At 69.7% G+C, this 19109-nt stretch carries 20 protein-coding genes and 1 tRNA gene; 5 read left to right on the plus strand and 16 right to left on the minus strand.

Annotated elements, in window-relative coordinates:
* Positions 1-14: 14 nt before the first annotated feature.
* From VGN58_RS13520 to VGN58_RS13545, 6 genes are all read right to left on the minus strand, one after another.
* Positions 15-1391 carry a HAMP domain-containing sensor histidine kinase gene (locus tag VGN58_RS13520; RefSeq protein WP_327484664.1) on the minus strand — a complete coding sequence of 459 codons (1377 nt, stop codon included), beginning with the start codon at positions 1389-1391 and terminating at the stop codon, positions 15-17.
* The gene (locus VGN58_RS13525) at positions 1378-2061 is read right to left on the minus strand and encodes a response regulator transcription factor (RefSeq protein ID WP_055936695.1); all 684 of its coding nucleotides are present in this window, start codon (positions 2059-2061) and stop codon (positions 1378-1380) included. Before VGN58_RS13525 ends, VGN58_RS13520 begins: the two co-directional genes overlap by 14 nt.
* An 11-nt stretch (positions 2062-2072) precedes the next feature.
* Positions 2073-2531 carry a hypothetical protein gene (locus VGN58_RS13530; protein WP_327483715.1) on the minus strand — a complete coding sequence of 153 codons (459 nt, stop codon included), beginning with the start codon at positions 2529-2531 and terminating at the stop codon, positions 2073-2075.
* Between the two features lie 358 nt (positions 2532-2889).
* Positions 2890-3765 (minus strand): 30S ribosomal protein S6--L-glutamate ligase, encoded by an 876-nt coding sequence (gene rimK, locus VGN58_RS13535; RefSeq protein ID WP_327483716.1) that lies wholly within the window; start codon positions 3763-3765, stop codon positions 2890-2892.
* An 83-nt stretch (positions 3766-3848) separates the two neighbouring features.
* Positions 3849-3922: transfer RNA gene (locus VGN58_RS13540), tRNA-Gly, on the minus strand.
* A gap of 79 nt (positions 3923-4001) precedes the next feature.
* Positions 4002-5801, minus strand: coding sequence for an autotransporter domain-containing protein (locus tag VGN58_RS13545; protein ID WP_327484665.1), 1800 nt, complete (start codon positions 5799-5801; stop codon positions 4002-4004).
* Between the two features lie 172 nt (positions 5802-5973).
* Here VGN58_RS13545 and thiS point away from each other — a divergent pair, with 172 nt between their 5' ends.
* The 5 genes from thiS (at position 5974) to VGN58_RS13570 (ending at position 10195) form a co-directional block, all read left to right on the plus strand.
* On the plus strand, positions 5974-6174 hold the full coding sequence (thiS, locus tag VGN58_RS13550; protein WP_327483717.1) for a sulfur carrier protein ThiS: 201 nt from the start codon (positions 5974-5976) through the stop codon (positions 6172-6174).
* Positions 6175-6233: 59 nt separating this feature from the next.
* A complete protein-coding gene (locus VGN58_RS13555; protein ID WP_327483718.1) occupies positions 6234-7028 on the plus strand; it encodes a thiazole synthase in 795 nt (264 codons plus the stop codon).
* Positions 7028-7762 (plus strand): tRNA (guanosine(46)-N7)-methyltransferase TrmB, encoded by a 735-nt coding sequence (gene trmB / locus VGN58_RS13560; RefSeq protein ID WP_327483719.1) that lies wholly within the window; start codon positions 7028-7030, stop codon positions 7760-7762. The genes VGN58_RS13555 and trmB overlap by 1 nt, the downstream gene beginning before the upstream one ends.
* A 175-nt stretch (positions 7763-7937) precedes the next feature.
* A complete protein-coding gene (locus tag VGN58_RS13565; protein ID WP_327483720.1) occupies positions 7938-9806 on the plus strand; it encodes an SLC13 family permease in 1869 nt (622 codons plus the stop codon).
* The gene (locus VGN58_RS13570) at positions 9803-10195 is read left to right on the plus strand and encodes an ACT domain-containing protein (protein WP_327483721.1); all 393 of its coding nucleotides are present in this window, start codon (positions 9803-9805) and stop codon (positions 10193-10195) included. Before VGN58_RS13565 ends, VGN58_RS13570 begins: the two co-directional genes overlap by 4 nt.
* A gap of 6 nt (positions 10196-10201) precedes the next feature.
* Here VGN58_RS13570 and VGN58_RS13575 read toward each other — a convergent pair whose 3' ends face one another.
* The 10 genes from VGN58_RS13575 to xpsH are packed head-to-tail and all read right to left on the minus strand — an operon-like array spanning position 10202 to position 19079.
* Positions 10202-11038 (minus strand): glycosyltransferase family 2 protein, encoded by an 837-nt coding sequence (locus tag VGN58_RS13575; protein ID WP_327484666.1) that lies wholly within the window; start codon positions 11036-11038, stop codon positions 10202-10204.
* Position 11039: 1 nt separating this feature from the next.
* Positions 11040-11885, minus strand: coding sequence for a glycosyltransferase (locus tag VGN58_RS13580; RefSeq protein WP_327483722.1), 846 nt, complete (start codon positions 11883-11885; stop codon positions 11040-11042).
* On the minus strand, positions 11882-14089 hold the full coding sequence (gene gspD, locus VGN58_RS13585; protein ID WP_327483723.1) for a type II secretion system secretin GspD: 2208 nt from the start codon (positions 14087-14089) through the stop codon (positions 11882-11884). The genes VGN58_RS13580 and gspD overlap by 4 nt, the downstream gene beginning before the upstream one ends.
* Before the next feature lie 9 nt (positions 14090-14098).
* Entirely contained in the window at positions 14099-14926 is an 828-nt protein-coding gene (locus VGN58_RS13590) for a hypothetical protein (protein WP_327483724.1), read from the minus strand.
* Positions 14916-15536: a type II secretion system protein GspM gene (gene gspM / locus VGN58_RS13595; RefSeq protein ID WP_327483725.1), complete on the minus strand. Its 621-nt coding sequence runs from the start codon at positions 15534-15536 to the stop codon at positions 14916-14918. Before gspM ends, VGN58_RS13590 begins: the two co-directional genes overlap by 11 nt.
* A complete protein-coding gene (locus VGN58_RS13600) occupies positions 15517-16656 on the minus strand; it encodes a PilN domain-containing protein (protein ID WP_327483726.1) in 1140 nt (379 codons plus the stop codon). The genes gspM and VGN58_RS13600 overlap by 20 nt, the downstream gene beginning before the upstream one ends.
* The gene (locus tag VGN58_RS13605; RefSeq protein ID WP_327483727.1) at positions 16653-17504 is read right to left on the minus strand and encodes a type II secretion system minor pseudopilin GspK; all 852 of its coding nucleotides are present in this window, start codon (positions 17502-17504) and stop codon (positions 16653-16655) included. The genes VGN58_RS13600 and VGN58_RS13605 overlap by 4 nt, the downstream gene beginning before the upstream one ends.
* On the minus strand, positions 17501-18172 hold the full coding sequence (locus tag VGN58_RS13610; RefSeq protein WP_327483728.1) for a prepilin-type N-terminal cleavage/methylation domain-containing protein: 672 nt from the start codon (positions 18170-18172) through the stop codon (positions 17501-17503). The genes VGN58_RS13605 and VGN58_RS13610 overlap by 4 nt, the downstream gene beginning before the upstream one ends.
* Positions 18169-18600 carry a type II secretion system protein XpsI gene (gene xpsI, locus VGN58_RS13615; protein ID WP_327483729.1) on the minus strand — a complete coding sequence of 144 codons (432 nt, stop codon included), beginning with the start codon at positions 18598-18600 and terminating at the stop codon, positions 18169-18171. Before xpsI ends, VGN58_RS13610 begins: the two co-directional genes overlap by 4 nt.
* Complete coding sequence (gene xpsH / locus VGN58_RS13620) at positions 18597-19079, minus strand: type II secretion system protein XpsH (RefSeq protein WP_414710824.1); 483 nt, start codon at positions 19077-19079, stop codon at positions 18597-18599. The genes xpsI and xpsH overlap by 4 nt, the downstream gene beginning before the upstream one ends.
* Positions 19080-19109: the final 30 nt, after the last annotated feature.

Raw genomic sequence — 19109 nt, forward strand, 5'->3', positions numbered from 1 at the left:
CGCGCGCCGCGCGCTCATGCGACCGGTGGCGATGCATCGACCGGACTGTCGATCGTCGCGCTGCGGCCGGGGAAGAAGCGCAGCGTGGCGACAACGCCCTTGGGCTCGCCGGGCCGCACGCCCACCTGCCAGCCGTACAGCGCGCACAGGCGGCTGACGATCGACAGGCCGATGCCGCCGCCCTGCGAATGACCGGCATGGGTGCCCCGGTAGCCGCGCTCGAACAGCCGCGCCGCGTCTTCCTTGCTGAGGCCCGGGCCGGAATCGACGACTTCCACCGCATCCGGCAGCAGCCGCACGACCACCTCGCCTTCCTTGGTGTATTTCACCGCGTTGCCGATCAGGTTGCCCAGGGCGACCGACAGCGCGGCTTCCGGCGAATCCACGGTCACGCCGCCCTCGCCTTCCACGCGCAGCACCAGCGGCTTGCCCCCGAGGGTGGCGCGATGGGCATCGAGCAACTGGTCGACCACGCGCGCGACGTCGGTATTGCCATGGCCGCGCTCGTTGCGCGAGAGCAGCAGCAGCGCGCTGATCAGGTCGGTGCACTGCTGCTCGGCGCGCTGGATGCGCTGGATGCGCGTGCGCGTCTTCTCGTCCATGTCGGGCCGCGACAGCATGAGCTCGACCGAACCGCGGATGATCGCCAGCGGCGTGCGCAGCTCGTGGCTGACGTCGGCGTTGAATTCGCGGTCGCGCTGGACGACGTCGGTGAGGCGCTCGGCATAGTCGTCCAGTGCCTTGGCCAGTTCGCCGACCTCGTCCTGAGGGAAGTGCGGCGCCAGCGGACGCGGGTTGCTGCTGCCGCGGTAGGCGCGCAGGCGTGCGGCGAGTTCGGAGACCGGACTCATCACACGGGATGCGGACCACCAGCCCACCGCGAAGGAGAGCAGCGTGAACAGGATGACGGAAATGTAGATGGCACGATTGAACTGCTTCTCGCCGCGCAGGGTCTGCGTCATGTCGTAGGCGAGGAAAAACCAAGCATCCGGCGTTTTGCGGACCGCAAGCTTGTAGGAGAAGGACTGCCCTGTCTCGTCGACCCCGCTCAGGTTGTGGATACCGTCCCTGAACTCGTACCAGTCCGGCTCCTCCAGGCGAAGGCGCTCGAAACCGTCGGGCCTGACGATGCGTCCATGCATCTGCTGGACGGGGACATCCACTTGACGCGGATTGAGTTGGAAACGACGGCCGTACTCGTCGATGTTGCGGTTGAGTACGTCTTCGACCAGCTGGTTTTCCACGCGGCGGCGGGTCACCTCGGTCAGGTAGGCGAAGAGCGCCGTCAGCCCGAACCCCAGCAGCACGAACGACAGGATGATGCGGGTGCGCAGCCGCCGCCGGAAGCGGCGGTGGCGGCGGGATTTTTTCGGCGACTCAGCTGCTGGCATCGGGTGCGGCGATGCGGTATCCGATGCCATGACGGGTCTGGATGTAGGGCGAGTCGAACGGCTTGTCGACCACGGCACGCAGGCCGTGGATATGCACGCGCAGGGAATCCGAATCCGGCAGCTCCTCGCCCCAGACGCGCGTTTCCAGTTCCTGGCGCGTCACCACCGCAGGCGAGGCCTCCATCAGGGCCTGCAGGATCTTCAGCGCCGTGGGGTTGAGTTGCAGCAGTTTGCCCTGGCGGCGCACTTCCAGCGTGTCCAGGTTGTATTCCAGCTCGCCCACTTCCAGCACGCGCGTCTGAACGCCCTTGCCGCGACGCGACAGTGCGTTGAGGCGCACTTCCACTTCCTGCAGCGCGAACGGCTTGATCAGGTAATCGTCGGCGCCGGAGTCGAAGCCGGCCAGCTTGTTGTCCAGCGAATCGCGCGCGGTCAGCATCAGCACCGGCGTCTGCTTGCGCGCCTCGTTGCGCAGCTTGCGGCAGACTTCCAGCCCGTCCATGCCCGGCAGGTTGAGGTCGAGGACGATCGCATCGAACTCGTGCACGACCGCCAGGTGCAGGCCGGTCACGCCGTCGGCGGCGAAGTCGACGGTATGGCCGCGCTCCTCCAGATAGTCCCCGAGGTTGGCGGCGATGTCGCTGTTGTCTTCGATGACGAGGATTCGCATTGCGTGTTCCTTCAGCGCTGGGACGAAATGGCCGAATCGGTGAGGTCCTTGCGGGCCCGTTCCGTCTGGCGATTGCGCTGCAGCGCGGTCATGCATTGGGTGGTGGTGCGGTTCGAACCGATCTGCTTCTCGCGACGGCAGATGAGCCGGCTGTCCTCGGCGGCCTGCGACAGCAGGGAATTGACCAGTTCCTGATCGTTGAACACCCGTACCTTCTGCGCCTCGTCCAGCGCGGCCACGCCACCGGCGTCGTGCAGCAGGCTCGCCATCCGCTGGAGCGCTTCGGTCACCTTGATGCGGTCGCTGTCGGAAAGCTCGCTGTAAGTCTTGCCATTGGCCAGATCGGCCTCGATGGATTGACGCTGCGCATCGAAGGACTGGTGGACATCCATCGCCATGCGCTCGCTGCGCCCGCTGTTCCCGGAACCGATACTGGCAAACGCATTGGCCGACACCAGCAGCAGGGCCAACGCGGGAGTCCATGCGAACTTGTACATCCATTACCTCGTGTGGGTGGGGGCGAGGGCAGAGAGTAACAGCCGTTGCGCATTCGACGATGCCCGGCCGTGCGTCCGGGATTCTGCCATGCCGCGCGCGAAGGACATCGGCCGAAGGTCACCGACAAAAAGGCCCAGGCGGGTGGTTGCCCGCCTGGGCCAAACTAATGCCCCGATTACCGTAATCCTGTGCTTCCAGAGGTATCCACCGGAGGGACGCAGAGCTGCGGTCCGGTGAAGGCTACGCGGCATTCGATTAAACCACCGTTAAAGGCGGCGTTAATTCCATGTGAAATGGGCGCTTGCCGATGTCCGGCGCCGCCGCCCTCGCCTATTCAGCCTGCGCGGCCAGATGCGCCACGATGCGGCCCGCGACGTCCACGCCGCAGACGGACTCGATGCCCTCCAGGCCGGGGGTCGAATTGACCTCCAGCACCAGCGGGCCCCGCTGGGCGCGGATCAGGTCCACCCCCGCCACCCCCAGCCCGAGAACCCGGGCGGCGCGGATGGCGACCGCACGCTCTTCGTCGGTGGCCTCGGCGTGCAACGCCGTCCCCCCACGATGCAGGTTCGAGCGGAAATCGCCCTCCGGCGCCTGCCTGCGCATGGCGGCGACCACCTCGTCGCCCACCACGAAGCAGCGCAGGTCGGCGCCCTCGGCCTCGCCGATGAACTCCTGCACCACGAAACTGGCGTACAGGCCGCGCAGCGCTTCCACCACGCTGCGCGAGGCGGACGGCTTCTCGGTCAGCATCACCCCGGCGCCCTGCGCGCCCTCGTTCAACTTGATGACATGCGGCGGCGGCCCGAGCATCGACAGAAGGTCGCTGGTGTCGTCCGGGTTGTCGCCGAAGACGGTCACCGGCAGGTCGATGCCCTGCGCCGCCAGCAACTGGTGCGCACGCAATTTGTCGCGCGCGCGCAGGATGGCGTCCGACGGATTGGGGCTGTACGTGCCCATCAGCTCGAACTGCCGCAGCACGGCGGTGCCGTAGCGGGTGATGGACGCGCCGATGCGGGGAATGACGGCGTCGTAACCGGCCAGTGACCGGCCCTTGTAGTTGAGCTGGAAGCCGCTCGATGCGATGCGCATATAGCAGCGCAGCGGGTCCAGTACCCGGACGGTATGGCCGCGTTGCCGCGCGGCCTCGACCAGGCGGCGCGTCGAGTACAGCTTGCCGTTGCGCGACAGGATGGCGAGCTTCATGGGGAGTCGGTCACGGGAGGCGGGCACAGCATGCCACGCCCGCGACGCGGGACGATGACAGGGTCAGGGAAGGAAACGCGGAATGGAGCGGGTGATGGGAATCGAACCCACGCTAGCAGCTTGGGAAGCTGCAGTTCTACCATTGAACTACACCCGCACGATGGCGCGAGTCTATGCCGCGGCACGCGGCAAGGCAATGCGGCGCCCTTCTCCGGCGCCGCATTGCCCGGCGTGCGTCAGAAGCCGCCGCTCAGGGTCATGAACGCGGTGGTGTTGGTGCCGCCACCCTGGTTGACCGTGGTGTTCACGCCGAGGTTGGCGTCGAAGCCGAACAGCTTCGTGCGCGCGCCCAACAGCAGGGTGCCGTAGCTGTCGTCGGTGTCCAGCCCGGGCACCGCGTACGGCGCCGTGCCCGGCAGCGACAGCGACTGGGCGAACACTTCCGCCGCCGGGTCCTCGAACTCCCGGTCCACCGTCAGGCGTGCGTACGGCGCCAGGTGGTCGTTGATCGCGTAGCTGACCTGCCAGCCGGCGCTGCCGATCAGCGAATCGAAGTCCTGGTCGGCGTAGGCCAGCGCGGTCGAGCTGACGTTGCTTTCGCTGTAGCCGTCCATCTCGATGGTCTGCGACACCACGCTGACCACGGGACCATGTCGGAACGCGCCGTCGCCGAACTCGTAGCCGGCGCTCGCGCCCACGGTCAGGTTGGTGCCGTCCGGCGAGCCGCTGTGCCGGCGCGTCACCCCGCCCAGCTGCACTTCGCGGTCCACATCGTACGAGAGCCAGCTGTAGCTGACCTGCGCGTTCGCCCACAGGTGGTCGCCGTACCAGCCGGCGAAACCGCCCAGGGTCGCATCGGATTCGTCGAAACTGCCGCGGCGCAGGCCGAAGTCGTACTTCGCGCGGCCATAACCGGCGAAGGCGCCGTAGACCCAGGAGCCGCGCGACCAGTCCACACCGAAGGTCCCCGCAGGGCCCACGCCGTCGTACAGATCGCCGTCGCCGTAGCGCAGGAAGTCGCCGCGCACATCGCCCCACCAGCGCATGCCGTCCGCCTCGGGCTTGCCTGCCACGTGCGACGCCACGCGGTCGGCGCGGGCGCGGCCATGCACCGAGGCGGTGTACGGCAGTAGCGCGATCTGGCGCGGTCCTTCCAGCATCGACTGGGCGTACTGCGCCAGGATGCCGTGCGCCTTGGAAGACGGATGCACGCCATCGGCGAACGCGTACACGTCCGGCGCATTGGCCGAGGCGTAGTTCAGCGGGCTGCAGGTGACCGAGGACGCCGTGATCTGCGGGTTGCAGGCGGTGCCGGTGACGTTGCCGAAGCCGTACTCGGCCGGGCTGGCGACGATCTCGCGCAGCAGCGTGAAGGTATCCAGCGGGATCACGCGCAGGCCGGCCGTATTGAGCGCGCCGAACAGCGCGCTGTTGTAGGTGCTGGCCAACTGGGTGCCCGTGGCCTGCGCGACCGCACCGCCGGCGCGGAATTGCGGGGTCACGCCCAGGTCGGGGATGGTCGGCACGAGGATGTAGCGCGCGCCGGCGCTCTGCAGCGTGCCGATGATGCCGACCTGTGCCGTGACGGCACCGGCGATGGTGGTCTGCGCCGGGGCGCCTCCGACCACGGCGAACAGGTCGTTCGCGCCACCCCAGACCGTGTAGAGCGCTTTCGGATCGGCCCGGCCGCCGTTGGCGGACAGGTAGCTGGTCAGCTGTGTGGTCATCGACGGAATGGGACCCAGCGCACCGGCCGTATTGGTGCCCACGCGGGCGCCGCCGACGGCGTAGTTGGTGCCGCCCTGGTTGGCGCTGGTGGCGCCGGTGCCGTAGTACTCGGCCAGGTACTCGGACCAGACCAGGCCCGGATTGGTGGTGAAGCGGCCCAGCAGGGCGCCGTTCGGCCCCACCGCCTGGACCAGCGCCGGCCGGAAGTGGCCCGAGTCGGTCAGGCTGTCGCCGAAGAACACGGTCTGCGAATAGGGGTTATCGCCGGCGAGGGCGGGAGCCGCCGCCACGGCCAGCGCGACGGCCAGCAGGGAACGGACGGGCGAAACGGAACGCTTCATGGAATCTCCGGGGCAAGGGGTCGAGGGGTGCGCGCCGGCTCTGCCGTACGGCTGCGCATGGCGCGCATCGTTCCACCAAGCCCGCCGCCGCACACGCTGCAATGCGGCAAGGCGCCGGGCCATCGGCGACAATGGCGGCATGGATATCCACTTGAACGGGCAGCCGCAGGCGCTGCCGGAACACAGCACCATCGCTGCCCTCCTGCAGTCGCAGGGACTGGCCGAGCGCCGCGTGGCCGTCGAGGTCAACGGCGAGATCATCCCGCGCGGGCAGCACGCACAGCACGTGCTGAAGCCCGGCGACCGCGTCGAGATCGTCCACGCGCTCGGCGGTGGTTGATCGCCACACCGCGCGACATCGGCGGGACGCATCCGCGTTTCATGGGCGATAATCGTGGCATGTCCAACACCGCCCCCCATGACCCGCTGGTGATCGCGGGCAAGACCTATCGCTCCCGCCTGCTGACCGGCACGGGCAAGTTCAGGGATTTCGAGGAAACCCGGCTGGCCACCGAGGCCGCGGGCGCCGAGATCGTCACTGTCGCCATCCGGCGCACCAACCTGGGCCAGTCGCCCAACGAGCCCAACCTGCTCGACGTGCTGCCGCCCGACCGGTATACCATCCTGCCCAACACCGCCGGCTGCTATACCGCCGACGATGCGGTGCGCACCTGCCGGCTGGCCCGCGAGCTGCTCGACGGCCACACGCTGGTCAAGCTGGAAGTGCTAGGCGACCAGAAGACGCTGTATCCCGATGTCGTGCAGACCCTCGCCGCCGCCGAAAAGCTGGTGGCCGACGGGTTCGACGTGATGGTCTACACCAGCGACGACCCCATCCTGGCGCGCCGCCTGGAAGCGATCGGCTGCGTGGCGGTGATGCCGCTGGCCGCCCCGATAGGGTCCGGCCTGGGCGTGCAGAACAAGTACAACCTGCTGGAAATCATCGAGAACGCCAAGGTGCCCGTGCTGGTCGATGCCGGCGTCGGCACCGCGTCCGACGCCGCCATCGCCATGGAACTGGGCTGCGACGGCGTGCTGATGAACACGGCCATCGCCGGCGCCAAGCATCCGGTACTGATGGCCAGCGCCATGCGCAAGGCCGTGGAAGCCGGCCGCGAGGCCTTCCTGGCCGGCCGCATCCCGCGCAAGCGCAATGCCTCGGCCTCCAGTCCGATCGATGGCCTGATCGGCTGATGACCGATCCATTCTCCAGTCCCGGCGCCAAGACGCCGCCCAAGCCCTTCACCCTGACCGAAGGCCGGCGCGAAGTCCGCAGCTTCGTGCTGCGCCAGGGCCGCTTCACCGAAGCCCAGCAGCGTGCGTTCGACACGCAATGGCCCCGCTTCGGACTGGACTACACCGGCGCGCCGCGCGATTACGACGCGGTGTTCGGCCGCACCGCACCGCGCGTGCTGGAGATCGGCTTCGGCAACGGCGAGGCGCTGCGCTTCGCCGCCGCAAACGACAAGGCGCGCGATTACCTCGGCCTGGAGGTGCATGCGCCCGGTGTCGGCCGGCTGTTGAACGCGCTGGCCGAGGACGGCAGCGACCACGTGCGCGTCTACCACCACGATGCGGTGGAAGTGCTGCAGCACGAGGTGGCCGACGGCTCGCTGGACGAGGTGCGCATCTACTTCCCCGACCCGTGGCACAAGAAGCGCCACAACAAGCGCCGGCTGGTGCAGCCCGCCTTCGCCGCGCTGATCGCCCGCAAGCTGCGCCCGGGCGGCCGCCTGCACTGCGCCACGGACTGGGAGGCCTATGCCGAGCACATGTGGGACGTGCTGGATGCGACCCCGGACCTGCTCAACCGCGCCGGCCCGCGCGGCAGCGTGCCGCGCCCCGACTGGCGCCCGCAGACGCATTTCGAGACCCGCGGCCAGAAGCTCGGCCACGGGGTGTGGGATTTGGTGTATGACAAGCGGTGATTGGTGATTGGTGATTGGTGATTGGTGATTGGTGATTGGTGATTGGTGATTGGTGATCAGGATTGAAATTTGACCGTTCCATAGTTGCGCATACCGGTTCCGTAGTGGCTGCGGGGAACATCCGTGGGAACTGCGTTCACGAATCACGAATCACGAATCACGAATCACGGCCCTGATGGACAACGCGCTGACGCTGACCAACGACATGAAGCTCGTCCTCGGGCTGGTCGGCTTCACGATGGCGATGTTCCTGTTCGAGCGCATCCGCGCCGACCTGGTGGCGCTGGTGGTGCTGGTGGTGCTGGGCATCACCGGGCTGATCGCGCCGGAGGAGATCTTCGGCGGCTTCTCCGGCAACGCGGTGATGAGCATCATCGCCACCATGATCCTGGGGGCCGGCCTGGACCGCACCGGCGCGCTGAACCGGCTGGCGTCCTGGCTGCTGCGGCGCGGCCACGGCATCGAGCAGCGGCTGCTGCTGATGACCACGGCCATCGCCAGCCTCAACTCGTCCTTCATGCAGAACCCGTCGGTGATGGCGCTGTTCATGCCGGTCGCCTCGCGCCTGTCCTCGCGCACCGGCCTGTCGATGCAGCGGCTGCTGCTGCCGATCGCCGCCGCCATCGTCATGGGCGGTGCGTTCACGATGGTCGGCAACTCGCCGCTGATCCTGCTCAACGACCTGCTGGTGTCGGCCAACAACAACCTGCCCTCGGGCATGGCCACGCTGGAGCCGCTGCGCATGTTCGCACCGGCGCCGATCGGCCTGGCGCTGGTGGTCGCGTCCCTGCTGTATTTCCGCTACGTCGGCGACCGCAAGCTGAAGGACGAGACGCAGGACAGCGACGGGGTGGTGACGCCGGCGCGCACCGAGAGCTACTTCGCCAGCACCTACGGGATCGAAGGCGATGTGTTCGAGCTGGTGGTCAGTGCGGAAAGCCCGCTGGTGGGCATGTCGCTGGGCGAAGCCGAGGCGCTGCACAACGCGCCGCTGATGCTGGCGCTGCAGACCGGCAACGACACGCGCCTGGCGCCGCCGGCGGACATGCGCATCTGGGTGGGCAGCGTGCTGGGTGTGATGGGATCGCGGCAGGAGATCAGCGATTTCGCGCAGAACCAGTTCCTCCGCATGTCCTCGCGGCTGCGCCACTTCGGCGACCTGTTCAATCCCAGCCGCGCCGGCATTTCCGAAGCCGTGGTGCCGCCGACGTCGAAGTTCATCGGCAAGACCGCGCGCGAGCTGCGCCTGCGCAAGCAGAACGGCATCAGCCTGCTGGCGATCAATCGCGACAAGAAGGTCATCCGGGAGAACGTGCGCGAGGAAAAGCTGCGCGCCGGCGACATGCTGGTGTTCCACAGCATCTGGCAGGACCTGGGTCAGGCGGCCGAGAGCCGCGACTTCGTGGTGGTGACCGACTACCCGAAGGGCGAGCAGCGGCCGCACAAGTTCAAGATCGCGATGACCATCTTCGCCATCACCATCATCATCGCGCTGACCTCCAAGCTGCCGGTCGCGCTGACGCTGATGACCGGCGTCGCCGGCATGCTGCTGACCGGCGTGCTGCGGATGGACGAGGCCTACGGCGCGATCAATTGGAAGACGGTGTTCCTGATGGCCGGCCTGATCCCGCTGGGCTGGGCGATGGACAGCAGCGGCGCGGCGGCGTGGGTCGCCGGGCATACGGTCGAGCGGTTGCCGGAAGGCATTCCGGTGTGGGTGCTGGAAATCGCCATCGCGCTGCTGACGACCGCGTTCTCGCTGGTGATCAGCCATGTCGGCGCGACCATCGTGATGGTGCCGATGGCGATCAACCTGGCGCTGGCGGCGGGCGGCAATCCCACCGCGTTCGCCCTGATCGTCGCGCTGTCCGCATCCAACAACCTGATGACCGCCTCGAACCCGGTGATATCGATGATCGTCGGTCCCGCCAACTACACCTCGCGCCAGCTGTGGCGCGTCGGTGGCCCGCTGTCGCTGGTCTACACGCTGGTGGCCGTCCTGATGGTCAATGCGCTGTTCTGGTGGAACGGACGCGCGGGATGACGACGCCGCCGCTGGTGCTCTCGCTGCTGCCGGAGCGCTATGCCGTCGCGCAGCTGCCGGCCGGTTCCACGCTGCCGGCGTGGTGGCCCGCCCTCGGCATCCGCCATGCGAGCTGGACCGATGACGAACTGTCGCTGGTCTGCAGGGAGGCGCATGTTCCTGCCGATGTCCGCTGCCAGCGCGGCTGGCGCATGTTCAAGCTGCAGGGACCGTTCGACTTCGCGCTGACCGGCATCCTGAAGGCGGTGCTGGATCCGCTGGCGGCGGCCGGCGTGGGCATCTTCGCGATCTCGACGTTCGATACCGACTACGTGCTGGTGCAGGCGCGCCAGCTGGACGCGGCCCTGCACGCGTTGCGCGGACACGGACACCGTACCGCCGGCGACTGACGCCGGTCAGCGGCGCAGGAGTATCCGCGCCAGCACCGCACCGAAGTGCAGCCAGATCGCGGCGAACACGCCGATCCGGGTGGACAGGCCGCATTGCGCCGCCTCGAACGTGCGGAAGTAGCGCCACAGGCCGCGATGCTTGTGCCATTCCACGAATACCGGACGCGCGCGGCTGGAGACACCGCGGATATGCAGCACACGGATGTCGTTGGCGACGGCGACCAGGGCGCCCGCATCGCGCGCGCGCCGGCACAGGTCCATGTCCTCGGCGTGCAGGCGGTAGCCTTCGTCGAAACCGCCGATCCTGTCGAACAGCGCGCGCGGCATGAGCATCAGCGCGCCGGAGACGATGTCCACCGGCTGCAGCGCCTGCGCCTCGTCGATGGGCACGCCCAGTTTCGACGCTGCCCCCGGTGAGCGCAGCATCGCCGCGAACTGCGGATCGCGCCGCCGCGCGGCGACATCGCGCACGCTGGCTTCGTCGACCAGATCGACGCCGAGCACCACCCCTCCCGTCGCACCGCAGGCATGCGTCCGCAGCCGCGACAGCGAGTCGGCTTCCACCATCAGGTCCGGATTGACGAACGCCAGCCATGGGGCGTCCGTGTCGCGCGCGCCCTGGTTGCAGCCGACCGCGAAGCCCGGGTTGTCCGGGTTGGCGATGAAGCGCAGGCGCGCGTCCTGCAGCGCGTGCCGCTGCACGATCTCCATGGTGTCGTCGGTGGAGGCGTTGTCGACCACGCGGATCTCGTGCACGCCATGCGCCACCCGCAGCCGCATGAGGCAGTCGTCGATGCTGGACGCGCTCTCGTGCGTCACCACCACCGCGGCGATGCCGGACATCTCAACCGAAGAGGTCACGCTGGCGCTCCGGCGATCCCGCTTCCGCGTACAACGCATGCAACCGCTCGCGCGGCAGGCGCAGCGGATCCTCCATCAGGAACGTCGCCAGCCTGGGCGTGAACGTCGGCCAGCGCGCGTTCAAGGCGTCCATGTCGCCGTCGGCGGGACCGCCTTCGCCGCCGCGTGCGACGAACGCGGTCTCGCACAGCACGTTGCGCCAGCCCAGGCCGGCCAGGCGCAGCGACAGGTCGACCAGCGCGGCGTACCACGACCCGTAACTGGCCGCGTCCAGCCCGCCGACGCGTTTGCGCGCGCTGCCGCGCAGCGCGACAGCGTGCGCGACGGCGGCGGGGAGTTCCGGATGCAGCGGCGACATCGCCGCACAGGCATGGGCGGTGCGTTCGGCATCGGCAGGGGGCGGGCTCACTTCGCCCAGCCGCGGCCAGGCGGCGGCTTCGCCGGCGTTGCACCAGGGCGTGGCGGTGGCGATGGCGGCATCGCGCGCGAAACAGGCGGCCAGCTGCTGCAGCCAGCCGGGCAGCGGCTGCGCGTCGGGCGCCAGCACCACCACATCGGCATCGCCGCAGGCGGCGAGCATCTGGTCCATGTGCGCCACTTCGCCCAGCATGCGCGGGCGCCGCGTGTAGTCGGCCTGCAAGCGGGTACGCCCCAGCCAGCGCTCGATGATGGCCAGGCCGCGCGGGCCGGCCTGCGCGTCATCGGCGAGCCACAGGCGCGTGCCGGCCGGCGTGGTGGCGTCGAGCGCACCCAGGCAGGCGTCGAGGGCGTCGTCGTCGCTGCCGATCGGCAACAGGACGATGGGCAGGCTCGGGGCGGGCGACGTCACTTGCGCGGGGCGTTCAGCGGTTCCAGCGCGCGGAAGCGCTTGCCGTACTCGTCGGTCAGGTCGTTCGCCTCCTGCGGATTGCGCACGATGGTCGGCGTGAGCAGCACGATCACTTCGCTGCGCTCGGAGCCGCTGGTCTTCCTGCCGAACAGGCCGCCGATGATCGGAAGGCGGCTCAGTCCGGGGATGCCCGCCGAACCGTTGGTCGCGCTGTCGCTGATCAGGCCCGCCAGCATGACCGTGTTGCCCGCCTGCACGGCCGCCTCGGTCTTGAAGCGGCGGTTGTTGATGCGGACGTTGCCGTTCTCGTCCGGCACGTCGCCGGGCGTGCTGACTTCCTGGACGATTTCCATGAACACCACGCCGTCCTTGGTCACCCGCGGCCGCACCTTCAGGATGATGCCGGTATCCAGATACTGCACCTGGCTGAAGGTGTTGTCGCTGCCCACACCGGGATTGAAGGTGACCGAGGAGATCGGGATGCGGCTGCCGACATTGAGCGTGGCCTCCGCGTTGTTGCGCACGAAGATGGACGGCGTCTGCAGCAGGCGGACGTCGCTGACCTCGTCCAGCGCGGTGATGACCGCGGCGGCGTCGTTCTTGACCAGCGTCCACACCGCGCCCGCACCGCCCACGCCGCCGATGCTGCCGGCCAGCGTGCTCCAGGCGCTCGGCCCGCCGGCACCGGGTGCGGCGAAGGGCCCCAGGCCGTTGTCGGTCATCGCGCGCTCGAGGAACCAGCTGACGCCGTAGCTCAGGTCGCCGGTCAGCGACACCTCGGCGATCTGCGCTTCGATATGCACCTGCATCGGCATCACATCGAGCTTGTCCACCACCTCGCGGATCGACTGCCAGGCACTGGGGCTGGCGCGCACCAGCAGCGTATTGGTCTCTTCCACCGCTGCCACGCCGACGCGGTTGCCGTCGACCTCCAGCGTCACCGCGCCGTTGCCGCCATCGCGCTGGTTGAGCGACAGCGTGCCGCCGCCCAGTCCGCCGCTGCCGGATCCCGTGCCGCTGCTGCCGAAGTCGACGCTGCCGCCGCTGCTGTTCATGCCGCCGTCGTTGATCTGCACGGGCTCGGTGCCGGGCATCAGCGACACGTTGCCCGCGCCGCCGGTCGAACGGCCATCGCCGTCGCTGCCGCTGCTGCCGCCGGAGGAACCGAACACCTCCGCCAGCCGCTGCGCGAGTTCGCGTGCCTTGATGTACTTCAGTTCGTACGAGAACAGGCGGCTGCCCTCGCCTGCGCCATCGATGCGCTCCAGCCATTGCTGGATCTGGTCCAGGTACGCCGGCTGCGGCGTGATCACCAGCACGGCGTTGGCGCCTTCCAGCGGCATGAAGCGGAACATGCCGGCGCTGGGCGTCTTGCTGTCGTTGCCGAACACCTTCTCCAGGTCGGCCACCACGCGGGTGGCGCGGCCGGTCTGCAGGGGGAACACGCCCACCGACATGCCCGACAGCCAGTCGACGTCGAAGATCTCGACGGTGCGCAGGTAGTTCTCCAGTTCGGTCCGCGTGCCGGCGAGCGTGATGACGTTGCGGGTACTGTCGACGTTGACGATGGCGTTGGGCCGCGCGTACGGCTCCAGCACCTTCTTCATCTCGCTGGCGGAGATGAAGCGCAGCGGCACCACGCGCACTTCGTAGCCGCGCGCACTGGAGGCGGGACCCGTGCGCGGCGCCACGCTGCCGGCCAGGGCCTGGTCGGCGGGAATGATGTTGTAGCGTCCGCCGCTGTAGACCAGCCGCGCGTTGTTCCAGCCCAGCACCATCTCCAGCAGGTTCAGCGCCTCGGCCGGCGACACCGGCTTGGGCGTGCCCAGTGTCACTGTGCCCTGCACGCCCGGGGCGATGACGTAGTTCTGCCCCAGCATGTCGCCGAGGATGGCCTTGACCACGGCGTGCACGGATTCGCCTTCGAAGTTGAAGGTGGCCGATCCGCTGCTGGCGCCACCGAGCGACGGCAGCGGCGACGCCGCCGCGCTGCGGTTGATCATCTGGCCGTTGCCGCGGCGGATCTGCGCCTGCGGTCCGGCCACCGGCGCCTCGCTTTCCTGCAGGGGCGCAGTCTGCGCGCTGCCGGGCATGATCTCGCCGGCCGGCGTGCGGGCGGTGCGGCGCACATCGGGCGACGGCGCGGTCGCGCAGCCGGCCAGCAGGCCCAGGCAGAGGGAAAACAGGATCACACGTAACGTCATGCCGGCACTCTACTGTGTCTTGCCGGGCGTTGCCGGCGGCGTGGTGGGTTGCGCCTGCTGCTGTCGCAGCTGCGCCCGGCGCTGCTCGATGCGCTGGCGGATGGCTTCCATCTGCTCGTCGGCGGTGGCGACCGGCGCGGCAGACTCGCTCGACGATGGCGACGGCGTGGCGACCGGCGCGGGAGCCTGACTTGGCGTCGGCGGCGAGGCCACGGTCGGCATGGTGGCCGGCGCGTTGTTGCCTCCGGTGGTGCGACCGCCCGGCATCGCCGGCGGAGCGCCGCTTGCGGCGGGCGGCACCATCGGTGGCACGGTGGCCACCGGGGTCGGCGGTTGTCCGCCGGCGCCGTCGAAGACGCGCAGTTCCAGTTCGCGACGACCTTCCGGCCCGTCGAACACCGCGCGGCGCGGGCCGAGTTCCGACAGCTGCCAACCGGGGAAGCCGGCAGGCGACTCGCCCACCTTCACCCGCAGCCCCTCGCCGCCCTGTGCGGGCTGCACGATGGCCAGTTGCAGCGACGGGGTGATCATCACGCTGGTCAGCACCAGGTCGAACGCGGGTGCCGCCGCTTCCTCGCCGGACAGGAAGAAGGGCTTGGGGCGACGGTCTTCGGAGAACATCGGCCGCGCGCCCACGTCGGCGTACTGGTCCAGCGCGCCCAGGCGCTCGGGTGGATTGGGCGGCAGCCGCGGCAGCGCCTGCACCAGCGCCGGATCGGCCGGCAACGGCGTGATGCGGCTGCCCAGCCCGAACAGCGCCAGCAGCGCGGCGAGCACCGCCCATCCCGCCACCACGGCCAGCAGCCAGGTGCGGACGCTCCAGGCATCAGCGCGCATCGGCAGGCTCCTGCGCGACGCCGGGCGATGGCTTGAGATACCCGTACAGGTCGAAGTTCACGTCCAGCCCGCCGGCACCGCTTTCGCTGGCCTGGAACGCGTAACGCTGCGGCAGGATGTTGAGGTTCTCCACGAACAGGCGCGGGCTGCCGGATTCGATCTGGTGCAGCACCGAGGCCAGCTCCGGGGTGCCGCAGCGCAGCCGGACCTGCACCACCACGCGCGGGTAGACCTCGCGGCCGGCGACCGCCAGCGGCGACTGGTTGGCGATGGCGCAGCTGCGGTTGCCCGGACTGGCCTGCTTGACGATGGTTTCCAGCCGCTGCACCAGGCCGGCGGTGGCCAGCTCCACCGTCGCTTCCGGCAGGAAGCCGGGACGCTGCGCCTGCTGCGCCAGCGCCGCGGCCAGTTCGCGCTGCACCTGCGGCGCCTGCTGCAGCTGGGTGCGGATGCGCAGTTCGCGCTCGCGCAGTTCGTCGACGCGCGCGCCGACCTCCTGCATCGGCACGGTCCACCACGGATGCACCAGCAGCAGGTAACCCAGCAGCAGCGCGGCCAGCAGCAGGGCCAGCGCGAGCCAGCGGTCGCGGTCAGTCACGGCCAGCGGCATCGGCGCCTCCCGGCGGTGTGGCGGACGGATCCTGCTTGCCCAGCAGCTCGGCGGTCAGGGTGAAGCGGTCCATGCGCGTGCGCGGATCCGGCTGCAGCGCGCCGCTCAACGCGGGATTGCGCCACAGCGGCGAGCCCTGCAGGCGCGCCACCAGGCCCGACGCTTCCGGACTGAAGCCGATCAGCGTGAGCCGGTCGCCTTCGATGGCGAGTTTTTCGAGATAGGTGTTGTCGGGCAGGCGCCGGGTCACGTCGTCCATCACTTCCAGCGCGGTGGGCCGGCGGGCGCTGGTCTGGTTGAGGATCGTGGTGCCGGTGACCAGGTCGACGAGCTGCTGGCGCTGCGCGGCCACCTGGCGCGCGGCATCGGCACGGCTGTCGACCTGCGCGGCGAACGCCTCGGCGGCCGCGCGGCGGTTGTCCAGCACCGCCCAGGCAGCGAACACCACCGCCACCACCGCCACGCCGGCGAGCGCCAGGTGCAGGCCACGCTGTGGCGCCTGCTGGACCACGCGCGCGGCCTCGGGCAACAGGTTCAGGCCGAGGATTCCGCCCTCTGCGTCCTCCACGTCCGCACCCGCCATGCCCTGCGCCAGTCCCCCCAGCCGCGCCAGGCCACTGGTGAAGGCGCCCGTCGGCACCGCCGCCAGTTCGACCTCGAGCTGGCCGTCGTCGCGCACACCCAGCACGCGCGCATCGAAGCAGGCCTCGTGGGCGGCGAAGGGCGTCTGCCGGTCGAGCTCGAACGCCAGCACGTCGCGCAGGCGTTCCGCGGCGGCGGCGGGCAGCACCAGGCGGCGCCGCAGCGCCATGTCCGCCGGCACCAGCCACCAGCGCGGCAACCCCGCCAGCCGGTTGCCGAGCAGCGCGCGCAATTCTTCCGGCGTCACGGTGGCCGGCAGCCGCGCCAGCATGTGCCGCTGCGTCCCCTCCAGCCAGGTCATCTCGATCTCGTCGTTCTGCCGCTGGAACAGCAGGCGGTCGCCGGTCAGTCCCAGCAGCACGCGCCAGCGCACCGGCAACCAGGTCGTCAGCGCCTGTCCCCACCACGCGAGGAAACTGCGTGGCCCGGGGCCGAGGCGCGCACGGAAGCGCTGCAGGGTGTCGCGTACGCCGCTCATTGTGGTGACGCTCCCTCCTCCCAGCGCAACAAGGTATAGGCCGAACCCGGTACCGGGCTGGCCCCCGCGCGCACCACCGTCCTCAGCGACGCCTCGCGGCCATCGGCCAGCCGCGCACGGCTCTCGATACTATACGTGCCGCTCCCGGTGCCGACGAGTTGCGGGTTGCCGGCCGCGCCGGTGGCGTTGCGCTGCGCCAGCCACGCCGCCGCATCCACGCCCATCGCCTCCAGCACCGGCCCCTGCGCATAACCCGCATCGGGTTGCCCGCGCCCGGAGTACAGGGTCAGGAACGGCGCCATCCGCGCGTACAGGTCGGGGGTCATGCCCAGCACCTGTTCGACTTCCGCGAGGGTCTCGAAGGGCGCGTCCTTGGCGCCGTAGTCGCGGCCGGCCGCCGCGTAGTCGCCGTCCTCCGCACCGCCCACCGGCTGGCTGAGGTTGTCGACGTCGCGCCAGTCGACGATCGCCGCCGCCAGCGCGTCGCTGACATCGGGCGGCTCTCCGAGTGCCTGCATCAGGCGCGACAGCAGCGGCACATCGGCCTGGTTGAGATCGACCTTGCCGGTCTCGTCGACGATACGCACCTGCACCTCGCTACCATCGAAGCTCCATGCGTAGGCGCGACCGTTGGGTTGCCAGTGCGTTTCCGGATTGCGGTCGGACACGCGCACCAGCGCGTACTCGATGCCGGCGCGCGCGACTTCCTGGGCCACCGTCCCCCGGCTGCCGACACGTCCCTGCAGCGCCTCCATCCGCGCGGTCAGCGCATACGCGCCGATCAGGGCGGTGAGCAGCGCCACCAGCCACAGCACCAGCAACAGGGCGGCGCCACGCACCCGGTTCATGGCAGCACCGGATTCGTGCCGCCCGGCAGCAGGCCACCGCCCGCGCCGCCTTCGCTGCGTGCCAGCGTCACCACCAGGTCGGGCCAGCGGCCGCCCTGCACCGCTTCGATTTCCACCTTCACCTGCAACGGCAGCATCTCCGCCGTTTCCCAGCGGTCCTGCCACGGGCCGAGCCGGTTCTCCGCATCCAGTCCGCGATAGCGGAAGCGCACCACGCGCAAGCCGTCGGCAAGACGTTCCGCGCGTTGCCCACCGGACGCCTGTTCCACCTCGTCCAGCGACACGTCAGGCCGTGCGACCGAGAACGCCACCTGCAACCGCCCCTGGTCGTCGGCCACCAGTTCGTGCAGGTAGGGACCGCCGTAACCGAGGTAATCGGGCAGGTCCGACACGAAGCGCATGCGCTGCGGCGAGCCGATGAAGCGCGCCTGCCGCAGCGAACTGCGATCGGTGGCGAACACGATGGGCTGCGCGGAGGCCAGCCGCGCGCGCAGGTAGCCGTGCACCGTACGCATGCGCTCGCTGGCCTGCGCCATGTCCTCGCCGCGCGTCACCACGGCGGTGGACGAACGCAGCGTGGCGAACGCCAGCGCCAGTCCGGCCGCCATCAGCACCAGCGCCACCAGCACTTCGATCAGGGTGAAGCCGCGGACCTGCGCGCGCCTCATGGCACCACCGCCTGGTTGATGTCGCGCGGCGCCAGGCGCAGCGTGCGCCACTGCATCGCCTGTCCGCGCTCGTCGCCCCAGCGCACCTCCAGGCGCACGTCCAGCAGCTGCGGCGCGCCGGCCTCCACCTGCGCGCGCGCCGCCAGCGGATCGGCGTATGGCGCCACATCGAGCTGCCAGCGATAGCGTTCGCCTTCGAAGCTGCCTTCCTGCCGGCCCGGCTGCAGCACGTCGCCCGCGCCCAGCTGCGCCAGCAGCGACTGCGCGTGCAGGGTGGCGCGCGTGCTGTCCGCGGATTCCCGCACCTGCCGGCTCGCACCGGACAGCGCGCCGAGCAGCAGGGTCAGGGCAAGCGCCAGCAGGGCAAAGGCGACGATGACCTCGAGCAGGGTGAAGCCGTGCTGGTGGCGACGTGCCGGCGGCGTCATGGTGCCCGCACCTCGTCGCGCAGCAGCCGGGTCTCACCGGTCAGCCAGGCCACGTCGGCGCTCCAGGCCGCGGTGCCGGCGGACAGCGTCACGCGACCGCCGGTGGATCCGCCATCGGGAAAGAACAGGATCGCGCCCTCGCCCGCGCGCGCCTGCGCCTCGCGCACGCCGGTGAAGCGCACCCCCAGCGATCCGTCGATCTCGCCGCGACGGTCGCCGGCGGCTTCCCAGGCATGCGCACGCGGATCGATCCGGAACAGCTGCGGTTGTCCGGTCGCGATGGCACGCGCCCGCGTGTAGCGCAGCTGCGCCGCGATCTCCTTGGACTCCGCGCGCAGCCGCATGCCGTCCATGCCGCCGGTGAACACCATCGCGGCCAGGATCGCCGCCGCCGCCATCAACGTCATCACCAGCAGCGTTTCCAGCAGCGTGAACCCGGCCGTTCGCGCAGGCGCGACGACGCGCCCGGAGACGGACAGGTGCGCAACGGCGGAACGGCGAGCCACGAC

Source organism: Pseudoxanthomonas sp., assembly GCF_035999195.1.
In the GTDB taxonomy this organism is placed as follows: Bacteria; Pseudomonadota; Gammaproteobacteria; order Xanthomonadales; family Xanthomonadaceae; genus Pseudoxanthomonas_A.